Annotated in this window: 11 protein-coding genes and 1 pseudogene; 1 reads left to right on the plus strand and 11 read right to left on the minus strand. The window is 40.2% G+C overall.

The window, feature by feature from the left end:
- Positions 1-11: 11 nt before the first annotated feature.
- From GKD17_RS01000 to GKD17_RS01030, 7 genes and pseudogenes are all read right to left on the minus strand, one after another.
- Entirely contained in the window at positions 12-1,634 is a 1,623-nt protein-coding gene (locus GKD17_RS01000) for a RagB/SusD family nutrient uptake outer membrane protein (RefSeq protein WP_005838915.1), read from the minus strand.
- A gap of 11 nt (positions 1,635-1,645) precedes the next feature.
- Positions 1,646-4,726 (minus strand): annotated as a pseudogene (locus GKD17_RS01005) (SusC/RagA family TonB-linked outer membrane protein).
- 690 nt (positions 4,727-5,416) lie between these two features.
- Positions 5,417-6,523 carry a SusE domain-containing protein gene (locus GKD17_RS01010; protein WP_007834689.1) on the minus strand — a complete coding sequence of 369 codons (1,107 nt, stop codon included), beginning with the start codon at positions 6,521-6,523 and terminating at the stop codon, positions 5,417-5,419.
- 17 nt (positions 6,524-6,540) lie between these two features.
- A complete protein-coding gene (locus GKD17_RS01015; RefSeq protein WP_007841981.1) occupies positions 6,541-8,148 on the minus strand; it encodes a RagB/SusD family nutrient uptake outer membrane protein in 1,608 nt (535 codons plus the stop codon).
- Between the two features lie 12 nt (positions 8,149-8,160).
- On the minus strand, positions 8,161-11,166 hold the full coding sequence (locus tag GKD17_RS01020; RefSeq protein WP_008674305.1) for a SusC/RagA family TonB-linked outer membrane protein: 3,006 nt from the start codon (positions 11,164-11,166) through the stop codon (positions 8,161-8,163).
- A gap of 85 nt (positions 11,167-11,251) precedes the next feature.
- Positions 11,252-13,468 carry a glycoside hydrolase family 97 protein gene (locus tag GKD17_RS01025; RefSeq protein WP_007834699.1) on the minus strand — a complete coding sequence of 739 codons (2,217 nt, stop codon included), beginning with the start codon at positions 13,466-13,468 and terminating at the stop codon, positions 11,252-11,254.
- A gap of 41 nt (positions 13,469-13,509) precedes the next feature.
- On the minus strand, positions 13,510-15,360 hold the full coding sequence (locus tag GKD17_RS01030) for a glycoside hydrolase family 13 protein (RefSeq protein WP_007834700.1): 1,851 nt from the start codon (positions 15,358-15,360) through the stop codon (positions 13,510-13,512).
- Between the two features lie 248 nt (positions 15,361-15,608).
- On the opposite strand from GKD17_RS01030, the gene GKD17_RS01035 reads away from it, so the two are divergent.
- Entirely contained in the window at positions 15,609-17,204 is a 1,596-nt protein-coding gene (locus GKD17_RS01035; protein WP_007834702.1) for a DUF6377 domain-containing protein, read from the plus strand.
- A gap of 112 nt (positions 17,205-17,316) precedes the next feature.
- On the opposite strand, the gene GKD17_RS01040 is transcribed toward GKD17_RS01035, so the two are convergent.
- From GKD17_RS01040 to GKD17_RS01055, 4 genes are all read right to left on the minus strand, one after another.
- Positions 17,317-17,604: a hypothetical protein gene (locus tag GKD17_RS01040; protein ID WP_007834705.1), complete on the minus strand. Its 288-nt coding sequence runs from the start codon at positions 17,602-17,604 to the stop codon at positions 17,317-17,319.
- A 124-nt stretch (positions 17,605-17,728) separates the two neighbouring features.
- A complete protein-coding gene (locus tag GKD17_RS01045; RefSeq protein WP_007834707.1) occupies positions 17,729-17,974 on the minus strand; it encodes a hypothetical protein in 246 nt (81 codons plus the stop codon).
- Between the two features lie 139 nt (positions 17,975-18,113).
- Positions 18,114-20,597, minus strand: a complete 2,484-nt coding sequence (locus tag GKD17_RS01050) for a PL29 family lyase N-terminal domain-containing protein (RefSeq protein WP_008674310.1) — start codon at positions 20,595-20,597, stop codon at positions 18,114-18,116.
- Between the two features lie 72 nt (positions 20,598-20,669).
- Positions 20,670-21,155 (minus strand): helix-turn-helix domain-containing protein, encoded by a 486-nt coding sequence (locus GKD17_RS01055; RefSeq protein WP_007834712.1) that lies wholly within the window; start codon positions 21,153-21,155, stop codon positions 20,670-20,672.
- Positions 21,156-21,469: the final 314 nt, after the last annotated feature.

The raw sequence follows: 21,469 nt of genomic DNA on the forward strand, positions 1-21,469 counted from the left end.
ACAAAAAGTTTTCAGTATCCCGGGTTCTGAGTCAAATTGGAGTTGGCAGTCAACTCATTGGTCGGGATGGCAAAAATATTAAGATGTGCATCAAAACTACGTCCTTCATAAGATCCGCCTTTCCATTGCCAAGTGTAATTGTTGTTGCCTCCATAGCGGTTGAATCTAATTAAGTCCATACGGCGGCGGCCTTCAAAATAGAATTCTCGGCTCCATTCATCGCAAATATCATCCAGGCTATATGCATTTGTACGGGTAGAAGCATGTGCACGACTTCGGATGGAGTTAACTGCTTGTGTACCTTCAGATGTAGTGTTTCCTCCATTCAAGCGAGCATCGGCTTCTGCAAAAGTCAGATAGGCTTCTGCAACACGTAGCAAGAAGTAGTCGGTATCGGCGAAGGTGGCATCATGTCCGGCTGAACCGTCTGTTTTGAAGTTGGTGAATTTTGCAATAGCATAACCGCTTTTAAAGGTAGATACATCTTCATTGTTTAAGGTACGTCCCACACCGTCGAATAAAGCACGGTCGTCTTTGGCTGCTACATACATGTCGTAGCTTGGCAGTTCGGGGGCATCATTCTGAGGGAAGAATTTGCGGATGAGGTCAGGACGTGCGCGGTTACCGCCCCAGTTTTGTGCAGAAACACCGTTGGTGGCTGTCAGGTCATTAGGGTTTGCATGCATCTCACCATCAAAGCAACCAGCTATCAAGAACAGGGAAGTACCCCAACTGGTGGTTGTCAGACCGTCTTGAAGTAAGGGTAGAAGAGCTTCGTAAGCAGCATCAGTTTCCCCGTTGTCACCCATGAATAACATTTGATAGGCAGTCCATCCGCCTTTTCCCACAGTATTGAGCCGGTAGGAGGATTTTATTACTTTGTCGGCATATTCTTTTGCTTTTTGCCATTGGGCCGTTCCTGTATAAATTTCCGAATTCAAGTACAGGCGTGAGAGCAACAGCCAGCAGGCAGCTTTGTCTACACGACCATAACCGGCATCTGTCGATTTTTTTGCTTTTGCTTCGGAAAGGGCCGGTTCTATTCCGATCAGTTCCTGTTCAAGCCATTCATACATTTGAGCTCTGGATCTTTGTTCAGGTTTGGTCATTGGTTCCAATGTAAAGGGTATGTTTCCCCAACCATCCATCAGTAAGAAGTAGTGTAGGGCACGTACAAAGCGGATTTCGGCAGACATGGTGGCATCTGTATCTCCAGCCATAGCCAGATATTGGTTACAATAGGTGATGCCGGTAGTCAGACGGGCATAGAACCCGTTTAACATAGGATGGGAAGCATTGTAAGTATTGTAGCAGAAACTGGCTACACCTTCATCTCCCCAGCCGCAGATAGCTTCATCAGTGGTCAGTTCGTTGGAATTGAACAATTGGCGGATAAAGCCTGTCGTACCACCATCCAAACCGTCAATATCACAGTCACCGTTAGCACCACCGTTTCCGGCTAATGCCATATTGGCGTAGCACTTGTTGAACAATCCGTTTAAATCAACATTGGTATCGATGTTCGGATCGATAGGATCTACATCTAAGTCTCCGATACATGAGGTTGCCCCCAAAGCCAACATCATGAATGTGGCAGGAACGATATTCTTTATGTATTTTTTCATATACTGCATAATTTTGCGAATTAGAAATTCAGGTTAAGACCAATAATAAATGAGATAGGACGCGGATAGAGATTGTTATCGAATCCGTTATTGATTTCGGGGTCGATGCCATCATAGTTTGAAATGGTGAAAACATTCGATACGGTTCCATATACGCGTCCATTCAAACCGCGATAGCTTCCGTTCTTGAAGAGATTGGAAAAGCTGTATCCTAAAGTGATGTTGTCACACTTCAAGAATGAGGCGTTACGCACCCAGTAGTCCGAAGCTTTGGCGGTAATTTCGTAAGTTTGCCAATTTCTGGCTACAGCGTCTACCGGACGGTTAGACAGGTAATTCAAAGAGTTGGACCATACTTCACCAGGATTCATGTTGCTCCATCCGGCGTTGATTCCATCATAAACATAGTTACCTAGACTGGCACGCAGTGAGAATCCGAAGTCCCAATTTTTGTATTCCAGGCGGGAGGAAAGCCCCATAGTTACGTCGGGAGCAGCATTTTTATAAAGGTATTTGTCATTTTCGGTAATCTTACCGTCACCGTCCCGGTCTACTACTGCATTTTCTATCGGGTTGCCTTGTGGGTCATATACTTGTTGGTATACATAGAATGAATTAGCTGGATACCCTACTTGATTGTATTGCAGATAAAAACCCGAACCTTGACCTACTTTGATATCGGTATTGGCTACAGGAGCACCACTATCGGATACACCACTTAGATCGGTAATCTCATTCTTATTATAAGTAAGGTTATAATTAATAGTCCATATTAAGTCATTGTTTACAATGGGTTTCCAGTCTAAGGCAAATTCGATGCCTTTATTTTCCAACGAACCGATATTTTGCCATGCTTGATTTCTATAGCCGGCCATGGACGCTAATGGTGCATAGTTCAGCAAATCTTCGGTTTTACGGTAATAAGCATCAATACTGGCTGTCAGCCGTTGATCCATAATACCAAAATCAACCCCAATATTATAGGTAGTAGTGGTTTCCCATTTTAAATCAGGAGTATAGTTGTCCGGGCGGTATAGGGTTCCGTTACCTATCAGTGGATAAAAACCGTTAGTACCTGTGCTTACTGAGTATGTGGGAATCCAGTTATAATTGTTAATTTTTTCTCCTGCCTGTTGACCTGTCATGCCCCAGCCTAAGCGAAGTTTCAAGTCAGATATCCAAGATATGTCTTTTAGGAAGTTTTCTTCTTTTGCTTTCCAAGCTAAGGCTACAGACGGGAACCACGCCCAATGGTCTTTGAAGCGTGAAGTTCCATCATCGCGAACGGTAGCTGTAAGATAGTAACGGTTCATAAGTATGTAGTTGGCACGTCCGAGGAAGGAAACCAAATAACTGTCGGTCTTGTATTGATACGGAGTGTGAGGACGCTCTGTGCCGGCTAATGTGGGGTCATCGTTCGTCATCGGATAACGACCTACGTAGTCACTGTTTGTGCTTTTCCAAAAATGTTGCCATTCGTAACCTCCCATAATATCAAAATGGTGGTTATCATTAAAGTCTTTATAATATTGGGCGTATGCATTCAATGAAAGGTTGCGTTTTAGGATACTTTCACCTCCAACAGAACCATAATACATGGCACTAGGGGAAGCAGTAGATTTATTCTGTGCTTGGCGTCCTTTGGAAACATCGGCACCTAGAGATAAATGAAGGCGAAGGTCTTCAAGACCATGTACTTTATAGTCGATATCGGCACTTCCCACAAAGGCGCGGCTGTGGGCAACTTCTGTGTTAAAAGCAAGCATGGCTAATGGGTTGGCACATTCTGCCGTGCTGTTATAGATGAACGGTCATGTGGAGTCGCCTAATGATGCGGCTGATGACCATTGGAAAAATCCCCCATAATTTTGTAATGTCTGATCCAATGCATTGCCGAATTGGGCTTTGTGATATTCGGATGTGAAATTATAAGGATCTTGGGTAGGGTCCATCTTTACAGCAGCACCTACGGCTCCACCGTCGGCATATGCAGAACGTGCGTACATTCCTTTCGCATTGAGGTTCATAGTCAAATGATCGTCAAAAAAAGACGGATTAAGATTCAATGCAGCTGTGACACGTTTGAAATCAGAATTTTTCAAGATACCTTCTTGATTGGTGAAACCTACAGATACACGATAAGGAAGGTCTTTTACTGCACCCGATACGGTTATATTGTGGTCATGACTGAGAGCGGTACGGTAAATAAGATCTTGCCAGTCGGTGTTGGCTGTACCCATGGCACGATAAGCATCGCTGTTTTCTCCGTATAAATCGGTGATAAGTTGACGGTATTGGTTGCTGTCAAGTACATCAACTGTTCCTTTTTTCTGACTCAATGTGACACTACCTGAATAGGAAACTGAAGGCTTTTGCCCTTTGTGTCCCTTTTTAGTAGTGATGATGATAACACCGTTTGAGCCGCGTGAACCGTAGATAGCAGTGGCTGAAGCGTCTTTTAATACGTTGAATGATTCGATATCCTGCGGATTAATCATGGCTAGTTTGTTAGAGAGGCCTTTTACTCCCTCATTGTCCATAGCCATACCATCAATAACAATTAGAGGGTCATTAGATGCGTTCAGTGAAGAACCGCCACGTATACGAATCTGGGCGCCACTGCCTGGGGCACCATCATTACTTGTTACATTGACACCGGCTATTTTCCCAGAAATCATATCCTGTGCGTTTATTACTAAGCCTTTGTTCTTTCCATCCGGTTTCATGGCTGTTACCGAACCGGTCAGGTCATTCTTTTTAGCCACACCATAACCGATAACGACTACTTCTTCCAAAGTTTCCGTATCATCTTTCAGTATCACATTTAGTGAAGTAGCAGCCGGAAGTTCCTGGGTCAGGTATCCGATAAACGAAATAACAATTATATCACCTTTATTGGCGTTTAACAGGAAGTTACCGTCAAAATCAGTGATAGTACCATTGGTTGTTCCTTTTACCACAACATTGGCACCGATAATTGGTTCGCCTGTTGTGTCCTTTACAAGTCCTTTGACAGTCATTTGTTGGGCAAATGCGTCTATGGACAAGAAGCATCCTACTATCAGTGTGAGTAGGATCTTGAACATCAAGTTTCTTTTCATGTCTTTAAATTTAAAGTTAAATAATTATTTCAAGTTTATATTCTCAGCTAAAAACACCTATTGAAAACTGTTTTCCCAAACAATCAGATTATTTATGGCTCCTTTAATCCTTATATTTCTAATGGAATTGATCTTTCTTTAAAACCATTGAATTTTTTCTGAAAATTTTGTGATATCTGTTCAACTGGATATTGAGAGAGTTGAAACATGTATTTGTTTTTTAGATTTATTGAGATAGAATGAGTTCTCTATATTTCTGTTTATTGAAATAAATTTCAAAAAAGTATCTGCAAAAAATGATTTGTAATGAGATACAATAGGGGAAAAATTCTTTTTGGTTTTCATGATTTAATGGTATTTAGTTTTAGGTTAACGGTTATCCTCACTTTATTTTGTTTTGGATGTTGCAAATGTAGCTTTCTTGTAAATTGATTCTTTATCTAAGAATAAAAATATAAATGATTTAAATCAATTGTATTTTATAAGTGTTTGATTTATAGAATGATGTGTTTTTTTTGTATCTGAAAAAATATAAATGATTGTGAACTGTTTCGTGTTTGGACAAGAATGATTTATGGTTCTTTTATATTAATTCTTTGTCAAAACTTTAGTTTATATTGCATCAGCTAAGAGTTTTCTATAAAAAACTTTTAACCGATGCAATATAAAGGAATAAACTTAAAAGTAGTTTTATTTGTTTTTTACAACAATGATTTTGGGAGTTACCTTGTTGAAATACCACTTGATGGTATAGTTACCGGCTTCTGAAACTTTAAAATTACCATCACCGGCATCTTCAAACTCTCCTTCTACAGCTCCGGGAGCTATATCGTCTTCCCATTTCTCTTCAGGGCGTATTTTCCATTTATTACCGGCGGACATATCTAGGGTAGCTTTTAAATAATATTGAAATTTGTTGTTTTCATCCGTTTCAGTTTCCAGTGTCATCATTGTGTCACCGCTTCCCCAGCTATTGTGGTCTCCTACAATTCCCCATGAGTTGTGAGGTTTGGAAACTTTCAATTCTCCTGTGGTATTATTGAATTCTAAATAATAACTGTTTTTGCTGTATGCTTTAATGTCCCCTCCATTACCGGATACTAAAGTAACGAGGGATTGTTCGGGTGTCATACTTTCCGGAGCTCCCCAATTGTCCGTACCCCAGTCTTCCGTACCGCAGAATTTCCAACCATCGGCTGCTTTGCCGTCGAAGTACACCATAGCGGTGTATATATTATCAGAATTTACCGAATATACTTTTTGGCTTTTGGTGAAATCCCAACCATTATAACTTCCACGGAGTGTGATTGCCGGATATTCCGGCTCACCTTCATATGGAGTGATGGTGGTTGAGACAATGTTGGAATACAATGTATCGGCAGCTGCTGAGATAGAAGACGATATCCGAAATTCGATTCCTATCGGCGCTGTCTCCATTTCATAGACTTTCAGCAGGGTCATGATTTTGCTGTTCAGGTCACTGACAGTGATAGTATGTGATAAATCTGTTTTGGATGAGGCTAAAATTACTTTATTGGCAAAATTTTTGTCTTTAACATCCATTTCCAACGCATTGATAACGCTTGCTTGATAGCCTAAATCCGGATAGCTCCAGGTAAGGGTGAATGCCTCTTGGGAAGCATTTTTTGATTCCAGTATATAACTGTCATTCAAGGATGACAGGGTAGACGGGATGGCATTTTCCGAACTATATGTCACTTGTTCCAAATCACTTTCACAAGCAGTACAAAGTAATAGGGTAAAAATAGAAGTTGATATGCTTTTTATGAATTTCATGATGATGTACTTATTGATTAATAACCTTCATTTTGTTGTAAGTTACCGTTTACGGTCAGGTCGGTAACAGGTATAGGATACACGTTATATCTCTTGTTCACTCCTACTCCGGTATTGATTCCTCCTTTGAAATCCCATGTATAGGAGCCGGAAGTAAGCAGATCGAAACGTACTAAATCTGTACGGCGGATACCTTCCCAATATAATTCACGCCCGCGTTCATCTAACAAATTACGGAAATTATTTTCCTCTAACCAATTTTCGGAAATGTTGTGTTTTTCATCTCCATAGGCACGCTTGCGAAGGGCGTTGATATATTCAACAGCACTAGCCTTACTTCCTTCTCCACCGCGTGCTACGGCTTCTGCATACATCAGGTAAATATCTCCCAAACGGAACATCGGAAAATCAGTATCTACCCATAATGTATTTTTTCCCGGTTGTCCGTTGCTGTCTAAATTGCTGAATTTGAATACACTCCATCCTTCAGTTTCAAAAGTTCCGGATACACTGGAAGTAATGTCGATAGAGCGTCCTTTATCATAAAAAATACCACGTTTATCTTGAATCTCAGAAGCTTTGGGTTCTTCATCATTTTGAAAATCAAAGAGATGAACCAGATTGCTTGTTGCGCGGAATCCTGCCCAGCCTTGGTCTACCCCACTGTGTGCTAGTAAAACATCTTTGTCTTCAGCTCCTCTGGCTCCGATGATAATGGCAGCCATACCCCATGATTGGGTCTTGTCCCCATCAAAGATGATAGGATAGATTATTTCTTTTTTGGTATCCGGATTCTCGCCATTGTCTGCTTTGAATAAATCAGCATAGTTGTCTGCCAGTTGATACCCTGCTTTGATCACTTCGTTGCATGCATTAATACATTCGCTATATCGTGCCTTACCGGTGTAAACTTCTGCATTAAGATACATGCGTGCTAATAAAGAACTGGCAACAGCTTGATCTGCTACTCCGTATTCGGAGCGTGGAGAGGGCAGATTGGGTTTGATTTCGTTTAGTTCTGCTTCTATCCAATTGAACAGGTCTTCTCTAGACAGCGGGGCAGGTTCTATGGAATAATTCTTTTCAGTGATGAATGGAGGCAATGCAAACATATCCATCAAGATATAATAGGCAAAAGCACGGTTAAAGCGGGCTTGTGCAATATAACTTTCTTTGTCAATGCTTTCGGGCGCGTTGGGAATGTTCTTTAAGAACTCATTTACCAGTGCCACTATATACATGCAGCGTTGATAAACCCCTTCAATGGGTTCCACTTTATTGGTAGTCCATGTCATATAGTTTACTTCTGTGCACCATGCATCATTCCATGCGTTCTTCATTTCATCGGTTGGCTGTTCTTGTAAAGTCCACCAACAGCGTAATAGTGCAGTATTTCCTGCATCAAGGCCTGAAATATCTGAACTGCTGCTGCCGTCTTGTCCGGATAACGCCCAAACTGAGTATATTTTATGAAGTCCTTTAGTGTAGCTTTCCGCATCGGTATAAGCTTTGTCTGCTGTTTCCACTGTGGGATCCAAAGGTAAGACATCCAAATCATTGAGACAACTTGAAAAAACAAACAGGCAAGTTGCCAGAGTTGTATAGATATATTTTCTTGTTTTCATACGTAATTCTCATTAAAAGTTAAGATTCAAACCTATAGTGTATGTGCGGGGACGTGGCCAGATGTTAGAATCTATCGCTCCACATTCCGGGTCTAATCCGCTATATTTTGAGATAGTAAATACATTTTGGACAGATGCGCTGATACGTCCTGATAGTTTGGCTGCAAACAGATTTTGGAAAGAATAGCCTAATGTAAGGTTGTCCATCTTCAAGAATGAAGCATTTTCCAGAAAATAGTCGCTGGCCATTTGTTCGCTGGTATTCAGCAAGGTAAAGCCTGTATCTTGAAAACCGTTATAAAGATTTGTAATAAATCCTTTTCCACCATAATTGTTGGAAGTGCTATTGCCTGATGCCACGCCATTGTATACATAATTGCCAAAGTTAGCACGGAGATTAAAGCCCAGATCCCATTTTTTGTAGCTGAACTGAGAACTGAAACCCATATATACTTTAGCCATCGGACTTTTGTGGGTTAGATAACGGTCGGCTTCGGTAATTTGTCCGTCATTGTTTCGGTCTACAAATGCATTTTGGATAGGCTTGCCGTTTTCATCGTATACTTGTTGGTATAAATAGAATGTTCCAGGCATTTCACCTACTTGGTGTTTTTGGTTTGTGCCGGCATCAATACCTTGGTAGTCGGGATTGAAAGTGGTAGTCAGCTTGGTAATCTTGCTATCATTCCAAGTAATATTATAGCCTACCTCCCATGTGAAGTCTTTGCTTTGGATAGCTATGGCATTTACATTGGCTTCCACACCTTTATTTTTCATTTTACCTACATTAGCGGTAATCAAGTTGATAAAATTCGTTCCCGCTGCGGCACTGATGGTGTTTAACAAGTCTTTTGTATGTTTCTGATAATATTCAATACTACCGTTGATACGGTTATTTAAGAATCCGAAGTCGATGGCTACATTGTATGTAGTTGTTTGTTCCCATTTTAAATCAGGACTGTAACCGTTTGGCTTCAAAAGCGTAGTTCCTAAATAGGTTGTATTAGGATTAGTGCTGAATGAATAGGATGTGATATATTGATAATCTCCAATTTCCTGTTGTCCGGTCACACCATATCCTAAGCGTAATTTTAATTTGGAAAGCACATTTTCTGTAGCTTTCATAAAGGGTTCATTACTGATGGTCCAAGCTAAGGCGGCTGAAGGGAAAAGTCCCCAACGATTGTTTTCACTGAATCGTGAAGAACCGTCACGACGTAAAGTGGCAGTCAGCAAATAGCGGTCCATGAAATTGTAATTTAAACGCCCGAAGAATGAAATAAGATAGTTTTCATACGGAATGCGACGGTGGTCATCACGGATGTAATGCCGTTCGTTTTCGTCATAGGTATATCCTTCTTTTGCACCTAAGTCCTCTGTAGGGTTTGAATAGGTGATATCATGATTGGCATAATAGAAATGTTGCCAGGAATAACCTGCCATTATATCGAAATTACTTTTGATGGATTCTATGTTTTTTGCATAGTTCATGTAGAAGTCCAGCAGGTGGTTACGACGCAGATTGTTCCAAGTATTGCCTTGTCCTAAACCGGTGAATGTTTTATCTAGTGAGCTTTGAACCGAATTGGAATTTACAAAATTACGACCGGTTGTTTTTGCCACGTCATAGCCTAAATTCAAGTTGGCATGTAAGTCTTCCAGACCATGTATTTTATAGTCCAATTGAATATTACCCAAACTACGTTTGGTTGTACCGTGATTGTTTCTATCGTATAATAAAGACAATGGATTCTGAGTCGCCAGATCGGCTTGTGCTCCTTGTACTATTCCCCAGTTCCAATAGCCATTATATCGATTTTCTTCATCGTAAATGGGTTTGGTGGGGTCAAAGAAAGCAGCGGCACCTACAGCACCGGAATCTGCAAATCGGTTTTTATTGATGGTGCCTTTTACATTGATGTCTACACTCAGGTGGTTGTCGAAAAATTTAGGACTTAGATTGACAGCACCGGTATAACGTTCATATTTAGAAGTCTTTAGTGTACCTTTTTCTGTATTATAACCTAAAGAGATACGGAAAGGCATAAATCCTGCTTTTCCTGCAATTCCGATGTTTTGGTCTGTACTTAATCCTGTCTGGTAAATAGCATCTTGCCAATCGGTGCTTTGGTTAGGGTATACGTTCAGAATCCGTTGGATGTCTGCCGACTGTGCGGTTCCTTCCGGATATTGAGCCTGCATGACTTCGCGGAATGATTGTGCGTCCAATGTCTCTATACGTTTATAAGGGTCTTTTGCCGTGAAAGTTCCTGAGTAGCTAACTTTTATTTTGTCTTGTGTCCCTTTTTTAGTTTGGATGATAATAACTCCATTCGAAGCGCGTGAACCGTAAATGGCTGTCGCCGAAGCATCTTTCAAAACAGTGAAAGTTTCAATATCATTGGGATTAATGGTGGCAAGTGCATTGGGAGTGCCTGGAGCGGCATCATTTGAAACAGGAATTCCATCGATAACAATAAGTGGATCATTGCTGGCATTTAGTGATGCACCGCCACGGATACGAATTGTCGAACCGGCACCAGGGGCACCGTCACCTTGACTAACAGAAAGTCCCGGAACTTTTCCCATAATCAGTTCTTGAGGAGAAGTAACAGCACCTTTGTTCATCTCTTCTGCTTTGATAGCTACCACAGAACCGCTTAGGTCATCTTTTTTCACAGAACCGTATCCAATGACAACCACTTCATCCAGAAGTTCTGTATCATCTTTTAATATAATATTCATAGAAGCGGCTGCCTGTGCTTCTTGAGACCGATATCCGATAAACGAAATGATGATAATGTCACCTTTATTGGCGTTTAACAGGAAGTTGCCATCAAAATCGGTGATGGTACCATTAGTCGTTCCTTTTACTATAACATTAGCCCCGATAATTGGTTCACCTGTAGTATCTTTGACAATTCCTTTGACAACTATTTGTTGGGCAAATGTGTTGACGGACAAGAATAATCCCACAATGAACATCAGTAGGACTTTAAACGTGGCGTTTCTTTTCATGTCTTTGTATATAAATGCTTTAATATTATTCATTTTATTTGGAAAAATACCTATTGAAAACTATTCAACCTTTTTACTTGCTTTTCTATAACCTCTTAATACCTTTTAATTCTGATTTATCTTTTACCTCTTTAATGCTGATTGCATAACCACCACCGCTTGCTGCGTGTAAGTTCAGTTTGCTTTTGTTGGTCACAATGCCTTTACGGATGGTATATGCCTGCGGATTATCTTTCCAGTCGGCATCTTTTGCGTCTGCATATACAGTTGCGATGTATTTTTTGTCCGGATCAAGGAAATCAAATATCAGTTTTGAAGAATGACCGTTCTCATCTGCCGTACAGCCGATATACCAGTCGTTGGTTCCTTTAGCTTTGCGGGCAATGGTAATATAGTCTCCCGGTTCGGCTTCCAGATATTTGGTTTCATCCCAGTCAATGGCTACATCTTTTATGAATTGGAAGGCATCCATGAAGCGTTCATAGTTTTCAGGTATGTCAGCAGCCATTTGTAATGGGCTGTACATTGTTACATACAGGGCCAGTTGACGTGCCAAAGTAGAACGTACCTGTGAATTGTTGGTAGGATTCATTTTGTTACAACGGGTTTCAAAGATACCCGGAGTGTAGTCCATCGGACCACCTATTAATCGTGTGAAAGGCAAGATGGTAGTATGGTTTACGTTGTTACCGCCAAATGACTCATATTCAGTTCCGCGTGCTGATTCGTTACCGATCAGGTTGGGATAGGTGCGGCATATTCCGGTAGGGCGTACAGCTTCGTGGGCGTTTACCATGATTTTGTAGTCCGCTGCTTTTTTCACCGCATATAGATAATGGTTATCCATCCATTGTCCATAGTGGTGCTCACCACGTGGAATAATGTTGCCTACATAGCCACTTTTTACAGAATTATATCCGTTGTCTGCCATGAATTGGTATGCCTGGTCCATGTGGCGTTCATAGTTACGTACAGAAGCCGAAGTTTCATGATGCATCATCAGTTTTACACCTTTGCTTGCAGCGTAACTTTGAAGTTCTTTAACATTAAAGTCGGGATAGGGAGTTACAAAATCAAAAACATAATCTTTGCTTTTTCCGAACCAGTCTTCCCAACCTTCGTTCCAGCCTTCTACCAATACTTGGTCGAATCCATGCTCCGCTGCAAAATCAATGTAACGTTTTACGTTGGCGGTGTTGGCAGAGTGTTTGCCGTTAGGTTTTGTTTTGTTGTAATCTGTTTCACCTAGTTTTACACTGGATAAGTCATCTGTGTAAGCCCATGAGCCTTTTCCCGTAATCATATCCCACCACACGCCGATGTATTTCACAGGCTTGATCCAGGAAGTGTCTGCTATTTTGCAAGGTTCGTTCAGGTTTAACGTAATGCGTGAGGCAAGAATGTTGCGGGCATCATCACTAACGATGACGGTACGCCATGGTGAAGTGCAGGGAGTCTGCATATATCCTTTGTCACCTTGTGCGTCCGGAGTCAGCCATGATTCGAAAATCATGTTCTTGTCATCCAGATTGAGGTGCATACAGGCATAGTCTATCAAAGCAGCTTCGTGCAGATTGATGTACAGACCATCGTCTGTTTTCATCATCAGGGCAGTTTGTACACCGGTGGGGCTGAATGCTGTTTGCGAGGAGTTCTCCGTATAAGCCTTTGAAAACAATCCTCTGATTTCCGACAGGCGGGAAACGGTATAGTCATATTCCTGTGTATCGTAATCTCCCGGAATCCAGTAAGCAGTGTGGTCACCTGCCATGGCAAATTGTGAATGTTCTTCTTTGATCACGAAATAGTTTAAGTTCTTCTGCTGCGGAAATTCATAGCGGAAACCCAGACCGTCGTTGAATAGGCGGAAACGGATGATTATAAATCTGTCATTGGCAGGCTGGTTCAATGTGACCGCCAATTCATTATAATGGTTACGGATTTCCTTTTCTTCTCCCCATACCGGTTGCCATGTTTCATCGTTGGTAGATGTCTGGACATCCTTTAGCTCGAAACCGTTATAAAGGTTTGTCTTGATGTCCAGTTTGTCTATGTCTTTTTTATCAGTCCATTCGAAGTCGGTTTTGGCGTTTGCGTCTTCCTTCTTTAATTCCAATCCCAATTTACTGGGTTTGATAACTTCCTTCTGTTTATAGGTCAGTTCATACGTAGGAGTGCCCTGACCATCTAGGGTAAATGTCATCTCCAGATTGCCATCCGGAGAGCTCAGTTTCTGTTGTGCATTCGCAATGAATGAGATACAGAGAAATGCGATAAGTGAAAGATTCTTTTTTAATTTCATAATATGTACTGGTATTAAATTATAAGCTTTTACTGATTGTTTTAAAATTCTAGAACTAGCATTCCACGCCCCGGGAGTGTTAAGTTTTTACTCAAGTCGATACTTTTATCCGTTAAAACATCATGGGCTGATGTTGTTGGAAGTACTTCTTTGTATGGAGTCAGGTTAATGGTTTGCGTTTTGTCTGTTCCATTCATGAGAACCGTTATCGATTTGTTTCCATATTTTCGTTCATAAACGTAAATCCCTTTGTTGGGAGCGAAGTGTTTCAATCTGCCTTTGGCTATGATTTCATTACCTTTTCTCCATTGGAGTAGTTTCTGCATATAAGTAAAGGCTTCATTTTGCTGCGGAGTACGGTTAGCCTCATTGAAACAGTTGCGTGAGTCATTTTTCCAACCTCCGGGGAAATCACAACGTAACAGACCGTCGCCATTGGCTTTATCTGCAGCCATCAGAATTTCTGTCCCATAATAAATCTGGGGAATGCCACGTGTAGTCAGCAGGAATACAAGTGCTTGTTTGTAGCGGTCAATATTTTGCGTGGCTTCTTCATTTAAATAAAAGCGTGAAGTATCATGGTTATCAAGGAAAACGAGCAGATTCATTGGATCTGCATATACCAAATCCTGAGTAAGATAATCGTAAAGACGATATAATCCGCCATTCCAGTCAGTTGTTTCTTCGTCAAAGGCTTTGTTCATTTGTTCCATCAGCGGGAAATCCATCACGGTACGGAGATTGGAATTTCTGGGAGCAGCCAGTCTGCTGTCTTTCTGCCAGAAAGAAACTAGCACATTACTGTTCAACCAAGTTTCACCTACTATGTTGAAATCAGGGTACTCATCGGTCACGGCTTTACACCATTCTGACATCATGTCGAAATCTGCGTAAGGGTGTGTGTCTTGACGGATGCCGTTAATCCCTGCATATTCTATCCACCAGATACTGCTTTGGATCAAATAGCGGGCTACATGGCGGTTGCGTTGGTTTAAGTCGGGCATTGATTCTGTAAACCATCCGTCTACGGCTATCTTGCGTTCATAATCAGAAGCGTGGATATCCTGTACGCTCGCTGTTTTATAAGAAGTTTGTGTGTAGTTTCCTTTAAAATTGAACCAGTCTTTGGAAGGCATATCTTTGAAAAGATAGTTTTCGCTGCCACAATGGTTGAAAATCATATCCATAACAACTTTCATTCCTTTACTGTGTGCTTGTTCTACCAGCTTGCAGAATTCTTCATTGCTGCCTAATCTGCGGTCTACTTGATAATAATCGGTAATGGCATAGCCATGATAGGATCCTTCTTTCATGTCATTTTCCTGTATGGGGTTCAGCCAGATTGCCGTAACTCCCAAGTTGGAGAGATAATCCAGATTATTTTCAATACCTGCGAGGTCGCCCCCGTGACGGGCGAACGGATCGTTGCGGTCTACCTTTGCTTCCAACATTTCCGGTACGACATCGTTCGAGGGATTTCCGTTGGCGAAGCGGTCTGGCATAATCAGATATAATACGTCACCCGAGTTGAAGCCTTCCACGTTGGAAGCATCTGCCTTACGCTGTTTTATTTCATATGGCACAACAGTTTGCTTTTTACCTTGTTTCAATGTAATATGAAAAGTCTGCGGAGTAGCTTCCGATAAATCCATATATAAGATTAGGTAATTGGGATTTTCTTGTTTCACAACATCTTTCAGAAGAATGTCTTTAGAAGAGATGCTTACATCACTGGAGGAAATATTGTCGCCATACAGTAGGATCTGTAGTTCGGGATTCTTCATATCCGCCCACCAGAAGGTTGGGGCTACTTTTTTAATTATGGCTGCGGACACTGTGTGTTGCAAACCGAATAACGCGAGTAATGCCATAAGTGCGAATGTTCTTTTCATAATATATAGAAATTAGTGTTTATATCTTCATTTCATTTGGATGTTGCAAATGTAGGAGTGGAATAGATGAGATTTGAGTACTAGAATAAAAATATAAATGTTTTATAGACTCAACTTATTGATAACTAGGTGTATTTATCTCTGCTGTATTGCTGAAAATATAAACGTCAATGAAAATATTTTCGTTGAAAAACTTTATTCTAATTACTTATATTTATATATTTGTGAATCTATAATAAGTATATAAGATGAAGAATGTAACCTATTTCTTTATATTGTTTTTGTTGATTTTGACACCTCCTTTGTTTGCTGATAAAAACAGCAATGAAGAAGTGTTGAAAAGGTTGGATCGGATCATTGATAATAAGACCGCTTATCATGTGCAGAAGGAAAAAGAGATTGTGGATTTAAAGCAACGTCTTCACCGTTCTAAAGATAATAGGGAGAAATATGAACTTTGCGGTTCTTTGTTTAACGCTTATCTGCATTATCAAGCTGATTCCGCATTGTATTATATTAATGGAAAAATGAATTTGTTGCCTCTGTTGAATCATCCGGAGTTAAAGAATGAGATTGTCATTAACCGTGCCGAGGTGATGGGGGTGATGGGAATGTATAACGAGGCTTTGGAACAATTGGAGCGGGTAGACCCGTTGGAATTGGAACGGGAAACTTTGGCTTATTATTACCGGACCTATCGGGCTTATTATGGTTGGGTGGCCGATTATACCACCAATGATGCCGAAAAAGTGAAATATTTGAAAAAGACCGATGCTTACAGGGATTCTATTCTTATTGCTACTGATCCTTGTGTAGACAGGAGCATTGTATGGGCCGAGAAAAAGATTATTAATGGGAGGGTGGATTCTGCTTTGGTTATATTGTCGGACCTATTGAAAGAAACGCCGGATGAACGGCAAAAAGGGTATATTTACTATACTTTATCCGAGGCTTACGATATGCGGGGAGATATTCAGAAAGAAATTTATTATCTGGCCTTGACCGCTATTACAGATTTGAAATCGTCTATTCGTGAATATGCATCCTTACAGAAATTGGCTCAACTGATGTATGAGGTAGGTGATTTGGACCGTGCCTATAAGTATTTGAATTGTTCAATGGAGGATGCGGTAGCTTGTAATGCCCGTTTGCGGTTTATTGAGGTAACGCAGTTCTTTCCTATTATTGATAAAGCATATAAATTGAAAGAAGAAAGAGAGAGGCAGATTTCCCGTACTCTTTTAATCAGTGTCAGCTTACTTTCTTTATTTTTGCTTGCTGCTATTTTTTATCTGTACCGATGGATGAAGAAATTATCAGTGATGCGCCGTAATCTGAGTATGGCTAATCAACAGATGCAGGAAGTAAATGCTGAATTGGCACAGACGGGGAAGATCAAGGAAGTATATATTGCCCGTTATTTGGACAGATGTGTGATTTATCTGGACAAGTTGGAGTTTTATCGTCGTTCTTTGGCGAAACTGGCAATGGCTTCCCGTATAGACGATTTGTTTAAAGCGATTAAATCCGAGCAGTTTATACGAGATGAACGGAAGGATTTTTATAATGAGTTTGATAAGTCTTTCCTGGAGTTATTTCCTCATTTCATTACTTCTTTTAATGAGTTATTGGTAGAGGAAGGAAGAATATATCCCAAATCGGGTGAGTTGCTGACTACGGAATTGCGTATATTTGCTTTGATCCGTCTGGGAGTGACTGATAGTAATCGGATTGCCCATTTCTTGGGGTATTCTTTGGCAACGATTTATAATTATCGCAGCAAGATGCGTAATAAGGCGATAGGAAACAAGGAAACTTTTGAACAGGAAGTGATGAACTTGTAGAGATAGAGATATGATTACAATAATACCAGCAAATGTAATATAAGTGTATTCATTGTTATTCCGTGCTTCAGTAAGTATTAGCTCTAACCTTGGGCGTTTGGTCGTATTTATTCTAAATGTGGCAAGTTCCCCAAACGGATAGCATTACTTGTCCAATAACACAACTGATTTTAGAAGATGAATAAGTCCCGCCTTGGGCATTGAGGATAGGCAAGTCGAATATCTTTTCAGTTAACTTGGTCTCGAAACCTTCTAATTGTTGAAATTGGAAAGCACCTATTTTGTCCTCGTTATTATTATTTTCTATTTTGTTCAGGTACTTGTCATTTTCTTCATAAGCAGCAATGGCAACTTCATAAATTTCAAACCATGCCTTTGAATCTTCGACCATTAAATCCATAAAACAGAGAGTGCAGCACCTATGTGAGAGATAAAAATAGCACCACAACTAGTAAGCTTCCAATAAGTGTTCAGCGTATCTTCGGAGATGTCTTTGGTAGAAAATAGTAACATTGATAGCATATCTATACAGGTAGATAACCATAGGCTGAAAGACAAAATACTATAAATGTAATAGGAGAGATAGAGTATTGCCATAGGTGGTTTATTTCAATATTGCGGTAATGTCGGTAGGTGTGATAAGTATCTTTGTAAATCAATGGAATGGATTCTGTAAATACGACCTCATTTGTCATTTTGATTTCTTTAGGAACGGTTTTTGTCATCGAATCGCTGATGCTATTGAATGCCTGATAAAAATTATTGGACATAGTACTGATTGTTTGGCATAAATAAAAAAGCAGAGAGAGAATGAGAGTTGAATAACTCAAAATAATTCTCTCTCTGCTTGGGAGTAGTTCTACAGAGAGGAGGATATTAAATCCTTATCTCTGTGTGTTTAGACTTTGATTACTGTGCCGGATAGGGAGTCAGGTTTACAGTAATGGTGTCTTCTACTTTTTCATTTGTTGAAGTAGTGATAGTCAATTTCACTTTGACTGGGGTTGCTACAGATACTTTGTTTGCATCACCAGCATTTGCTGTAAGTTTAATATCTTTACCGTTTATATTTGCTGTCAAATATTGGGTATATTTAGCTTCGACTTCGCAAACTACATTTTGAATATCATCTTGTGTTCCAGAAATGTTATCTACACGGTAATAGATGTTCTTGTCATTCTTATCAGCAGCTTTACCATATTTCACAGTTACTATGTTACCACTACCAGAGATGATAGAAATACCAGCAGGCATAACTGTTGTATAGTTTTTGCTTTCAGCAAACATAACTTTGAAGTCAGCAATCGGGAACTGTACGCCTGCATAGGTAACCTTACCACCTGTTAACGTATAAGCCTTGTTAGTTTCCCCTTTTTCAGTTAATGTGATAGTACCGTTGTCACTAACAGCAATCTTGTCAGCATCATCTTCAATAGCTTTGTATCCACTTACAGTTCCAGCAGAGAAAATGTTGGCTTTAGTGATTTCACTAGCATAAACTGTTACAATCTTATTCAAATAGTATGACGGGTTAAATGTATAAGCTGCTGCCAATGTTGCATCGCTTGGCTTTTCAATAGTGAACGGCAAGTTAATAACAGCAATTGTTCTGAAATAATTGACTGTTCCAATTTTAACAGCTGCAACAACATTTACCTTAGCTGTAAACTCACCACCATTTTCAATGATTTTGGCTAATTGACTACCGTAATTTGTGTTGAAGTTAACTTTGATACCTGCTATTTGGGCTGCTTCAGTTGTTGTTTTACCTTCAGAGTCAACAGTAGCGATATCCTTTACAAGATCGGTTAGATTTTCAGTTTCTATCTTGCCTGTTTCAGCATTTTCATATACCCATTCTACTTGGGGGTCAAGTACCATTTCTCGATATTCAGCATTCCAAACGACACGTTTGTCTGCACCCATGGCATCGAAGTAGGGCTTTAAGTCAGAGATAAATGCTTGTTCAGCAGTTTCAGTCACTTCTGTTACAACATGCTTCTTGCTTACGATAGAAGTAATTTCTTCTGCATCAGGAGTTTTTTCATTAAAGTTCAAGGTTACATCGTGAGATTTAACCTTACCGAAAACATTCATATAATGAACTGTAAAGTTAACATATCCTGCAGCCTTGTCATTAAGATTGATAGTCATGCCATCGAATGATACGCCATAACGGATAGAGTCTGCTTTTGCTTGAGCATCATCATCCATTGTGATGTATGAATCGAATAGTTGACCTGCCAATTCTTTTTTAGGGACAATTGTTACAGATTCACCTGGCTTAGCATCCACGTATGATGTGAGATAAGTATCACCTTGCTCATTAATCTGGTATTTACCGAATTGAATATTAACATCTTGGGCATCCACCAAACTAAATTTAAAATCACCATTGAATGGAGAGTAAACATTTTCGTTAACAACCAATGACGCTACAGCATTGCTATTGCCGTATGATTCAACTATTTCATCATTAACAGTAATACCTTCTACAGGAATTTCATACAATCCGGTTGTAGAAGCTGCTCTGCTGCTTAATACTCCAGTAAAAGGAACTACTTTTCCTAATTTGATAGGCAGTTCTTCACCTTTAGAGTTTACAGCCTTAACGGTTTTTCCTGATAAATCGTAAGAAACCGGAGATATCTGAACTATAATAGAACTGGTGGATTGTCCTACCATATATTCACCTTTGGCAGGTTTTTCTTTAGAACCACCTTCCCATTTCGGCCATGCTGTTCCTTCTTTAGCAATGCTATAAGCAATATTGAAATTGTTTTCCAATACAGTAATCTGAGCCAATCCTTCGTTCAAGGGCAGACGAACAGATTTTTCATTCTTACCGTCTTTGTCACAAACAACCATGATAACGTAGTTGTTAGGATCAGTAGGATCAGCGTAGTAGTAAGGAACATTTGTTGCAGGAGTAGCACCGGCAAATTCTTCAAATTCTGTACCGTTCCACAAATACCACTTGCCGTTTTCCTTTTTCACTTCAGGCTGAGCATCCTTGCCTGGTTCACCCTGTGCGCCGTCCTGGCCTACAGCTTTAACGGTAGTCTTCTCACCGTTGCATACCCAAAAACCATCTTCCGAGATAGTCCATTCTGTACCTGCAGCACCTGCTTCACCGTCCTTACCGTTGGTAATGGTGTAGCTGCTACCGTCATTGAAAGCAACAGTGAAACCGCCTGTGGCAGGAGTTACAGAAGTAATCCAGTTGGCAGCATTGATTTTTGCTTCCAGGTCTTTGATTTGACCTTCAACGCCATCCACGCGCGAAGTCAGCTCGTCAATGTCATCATCGTAGTCTTTACAAGACACAAATGTTCCTGTTGACGAAACCATTAAGGCTCCGAACAGGATTGCACTTAAAAACTTTTTGTTCATAATAGAAAAACTTTAAATTTATAAATTTAAAAAACTAAAATTGGTTATACATACCATTTATTATAAAAGGACTTAATTATCTTCCTCTTGTTTCAGCGGATTCCTCTCGTGTGCCACATACTGCCGGGGCGTCATGCCCGTCACTTTTCCGAACGCCACATAGAAAGGGCTTTTCGAACCGAAGCCGCTGCGTACGGGAACTTCCTCTATGGGGCATCGTCCGCTGCGGAGCAGCTCTTTGGCGTATTCCACTCGGTAAGTGTTTACTAGTTCTTTCAGGTTGCAGCCGAAATAGCGATTCACCACATTACTTAAATAAGTCTGGTTTGTCTCCAGCATCGCACTCAGTGTTTTCAGCGAAAGAGAGGAATCGAGGAATACTTGACGCACTTCCATCAGGTATAATATACCTTTATATATAAGAGCGTCTATCCGGCGGACGTCCGTCCGCAACGCAAACTCCTTCTCCCATCGGCGAGAGGCGGCACGATAGAGCAAAGTCTTTTGGCGCACCGAAGTGTAGCGGGTCTTTTTACGTCGCAGAAACAGGTATTCCATTCAATTCTTTTTTCGTTTTTTATTTGCTTATTTTGTCGATCTCTTAGTAAGAGATCGACAAAATAGATGTAATATGCATAAAATCAAATAATTAAATCAATGAGAAGTGGGCTGTTGAGAGAAAGATTAAATAAGAAAAAAGGCTTTTTTTTGCTTTAGATCGTATTTTTTTAATGAAAAGTGTATTAGTTATCAAAACTTTCCTTATTTTTGCACGAGAATTATATATCTCTTACTAAGAGATCGATAAAAACCTATCTTGTATTTTGTAGTCTAAACAGGTAAAAATCAATTATTTATATCTTCGTTTTATT

It is taken from the genome of Phocaeicola dorei, from assembly GCF_013009555.1.
Lineage (GTDB): Bacteria > Bacteroidota > Bacteroidia > Bacteroidales > Bacteroidaceae > Phocaeicola > Phocaeicola dorei.

Excerpts from the sequence above, each read along its gene's own strand:
- GKD17_RS01000 (WP_005838915.1), bottom strand. The coding sequence starts at position 1,634 with ATGCAGTATATGAAAAAATACATAAAGAATATCGTTCCTGCCACATTC.
- GKD17_RS01010 (WP_007834689.1), bottom strand. The coding sequence starts at position 6,523 with ATGAAATTCATAAAAAGCATATCAACTTCTATTTTTACCCTATTACTT.
- GKD17_RS01015 (WP_007841981.1), bottom strand. The coding sequence starts at position 8,148 with ATGAAAACAAGAAAATATATCTATACAACTCTGGCAACTTGCCTGTTT.
- GKD17_RS01020 (WP_008674305.1), bottom strand. The coding sequence starts at position 11,166 with ATGAAAAGAAACGCCACGTTTAAAGTCCTACTGATGTTCATTGTGGGA.
- GKD17_RS01025 (WP_007834699.1), bottom strand. The coding sequence starts at position 13,468 with ATGAAATTAAAAAAGAATCTTTCACTTATCGCATTTCTCTGTATCTCA.
- GKD17_RS01030 (WP_007834700.1), bottom strand. The coding sequence starts at position 15,360 with ATGAAAAGAACATTCGCACTTATGGCATTACTCGCGTTATTCGGTTTG.
- GKD17_RS01035 (WP_007834702.1), top strand. The coding sequence starts at position 15,609 with ATGAAGAATGTAACCTATTTCTTTATATTGTTTTTGTTGATTTTGACA.
- GKD17_RS01040 (WP_007834705.1), bottom strand. The coding sequence starts at position 17,604 with ATGGATTTAATGGTCGAAGATTCAAAGGCATGGTTTGAAATTTATGAA.
- GKD17_RS01045 (WP_007834707.1), bottom strand. The coding sequence starts at position 17,974 with ATGTCCAATAATTTTTATCAGGCATTCAATAGCATCAGCGATTCGATG.
- GKD17_RS01050 (WP_008674310.1), bottom strand. The coding sequence starts at position 20,597 with ATGAACAAAAAGTTTTTAAGTGCAATCCTGTTCGGAGCCTTAATGGTT.
- GKD17_RS01055 (WP_007834712.1), bottom strand. The coding sequence starts at position 21,155 with ATGGAATACCTGTTTCTGCGACGTAAAAAGACCCGCTACACTTCGGTG.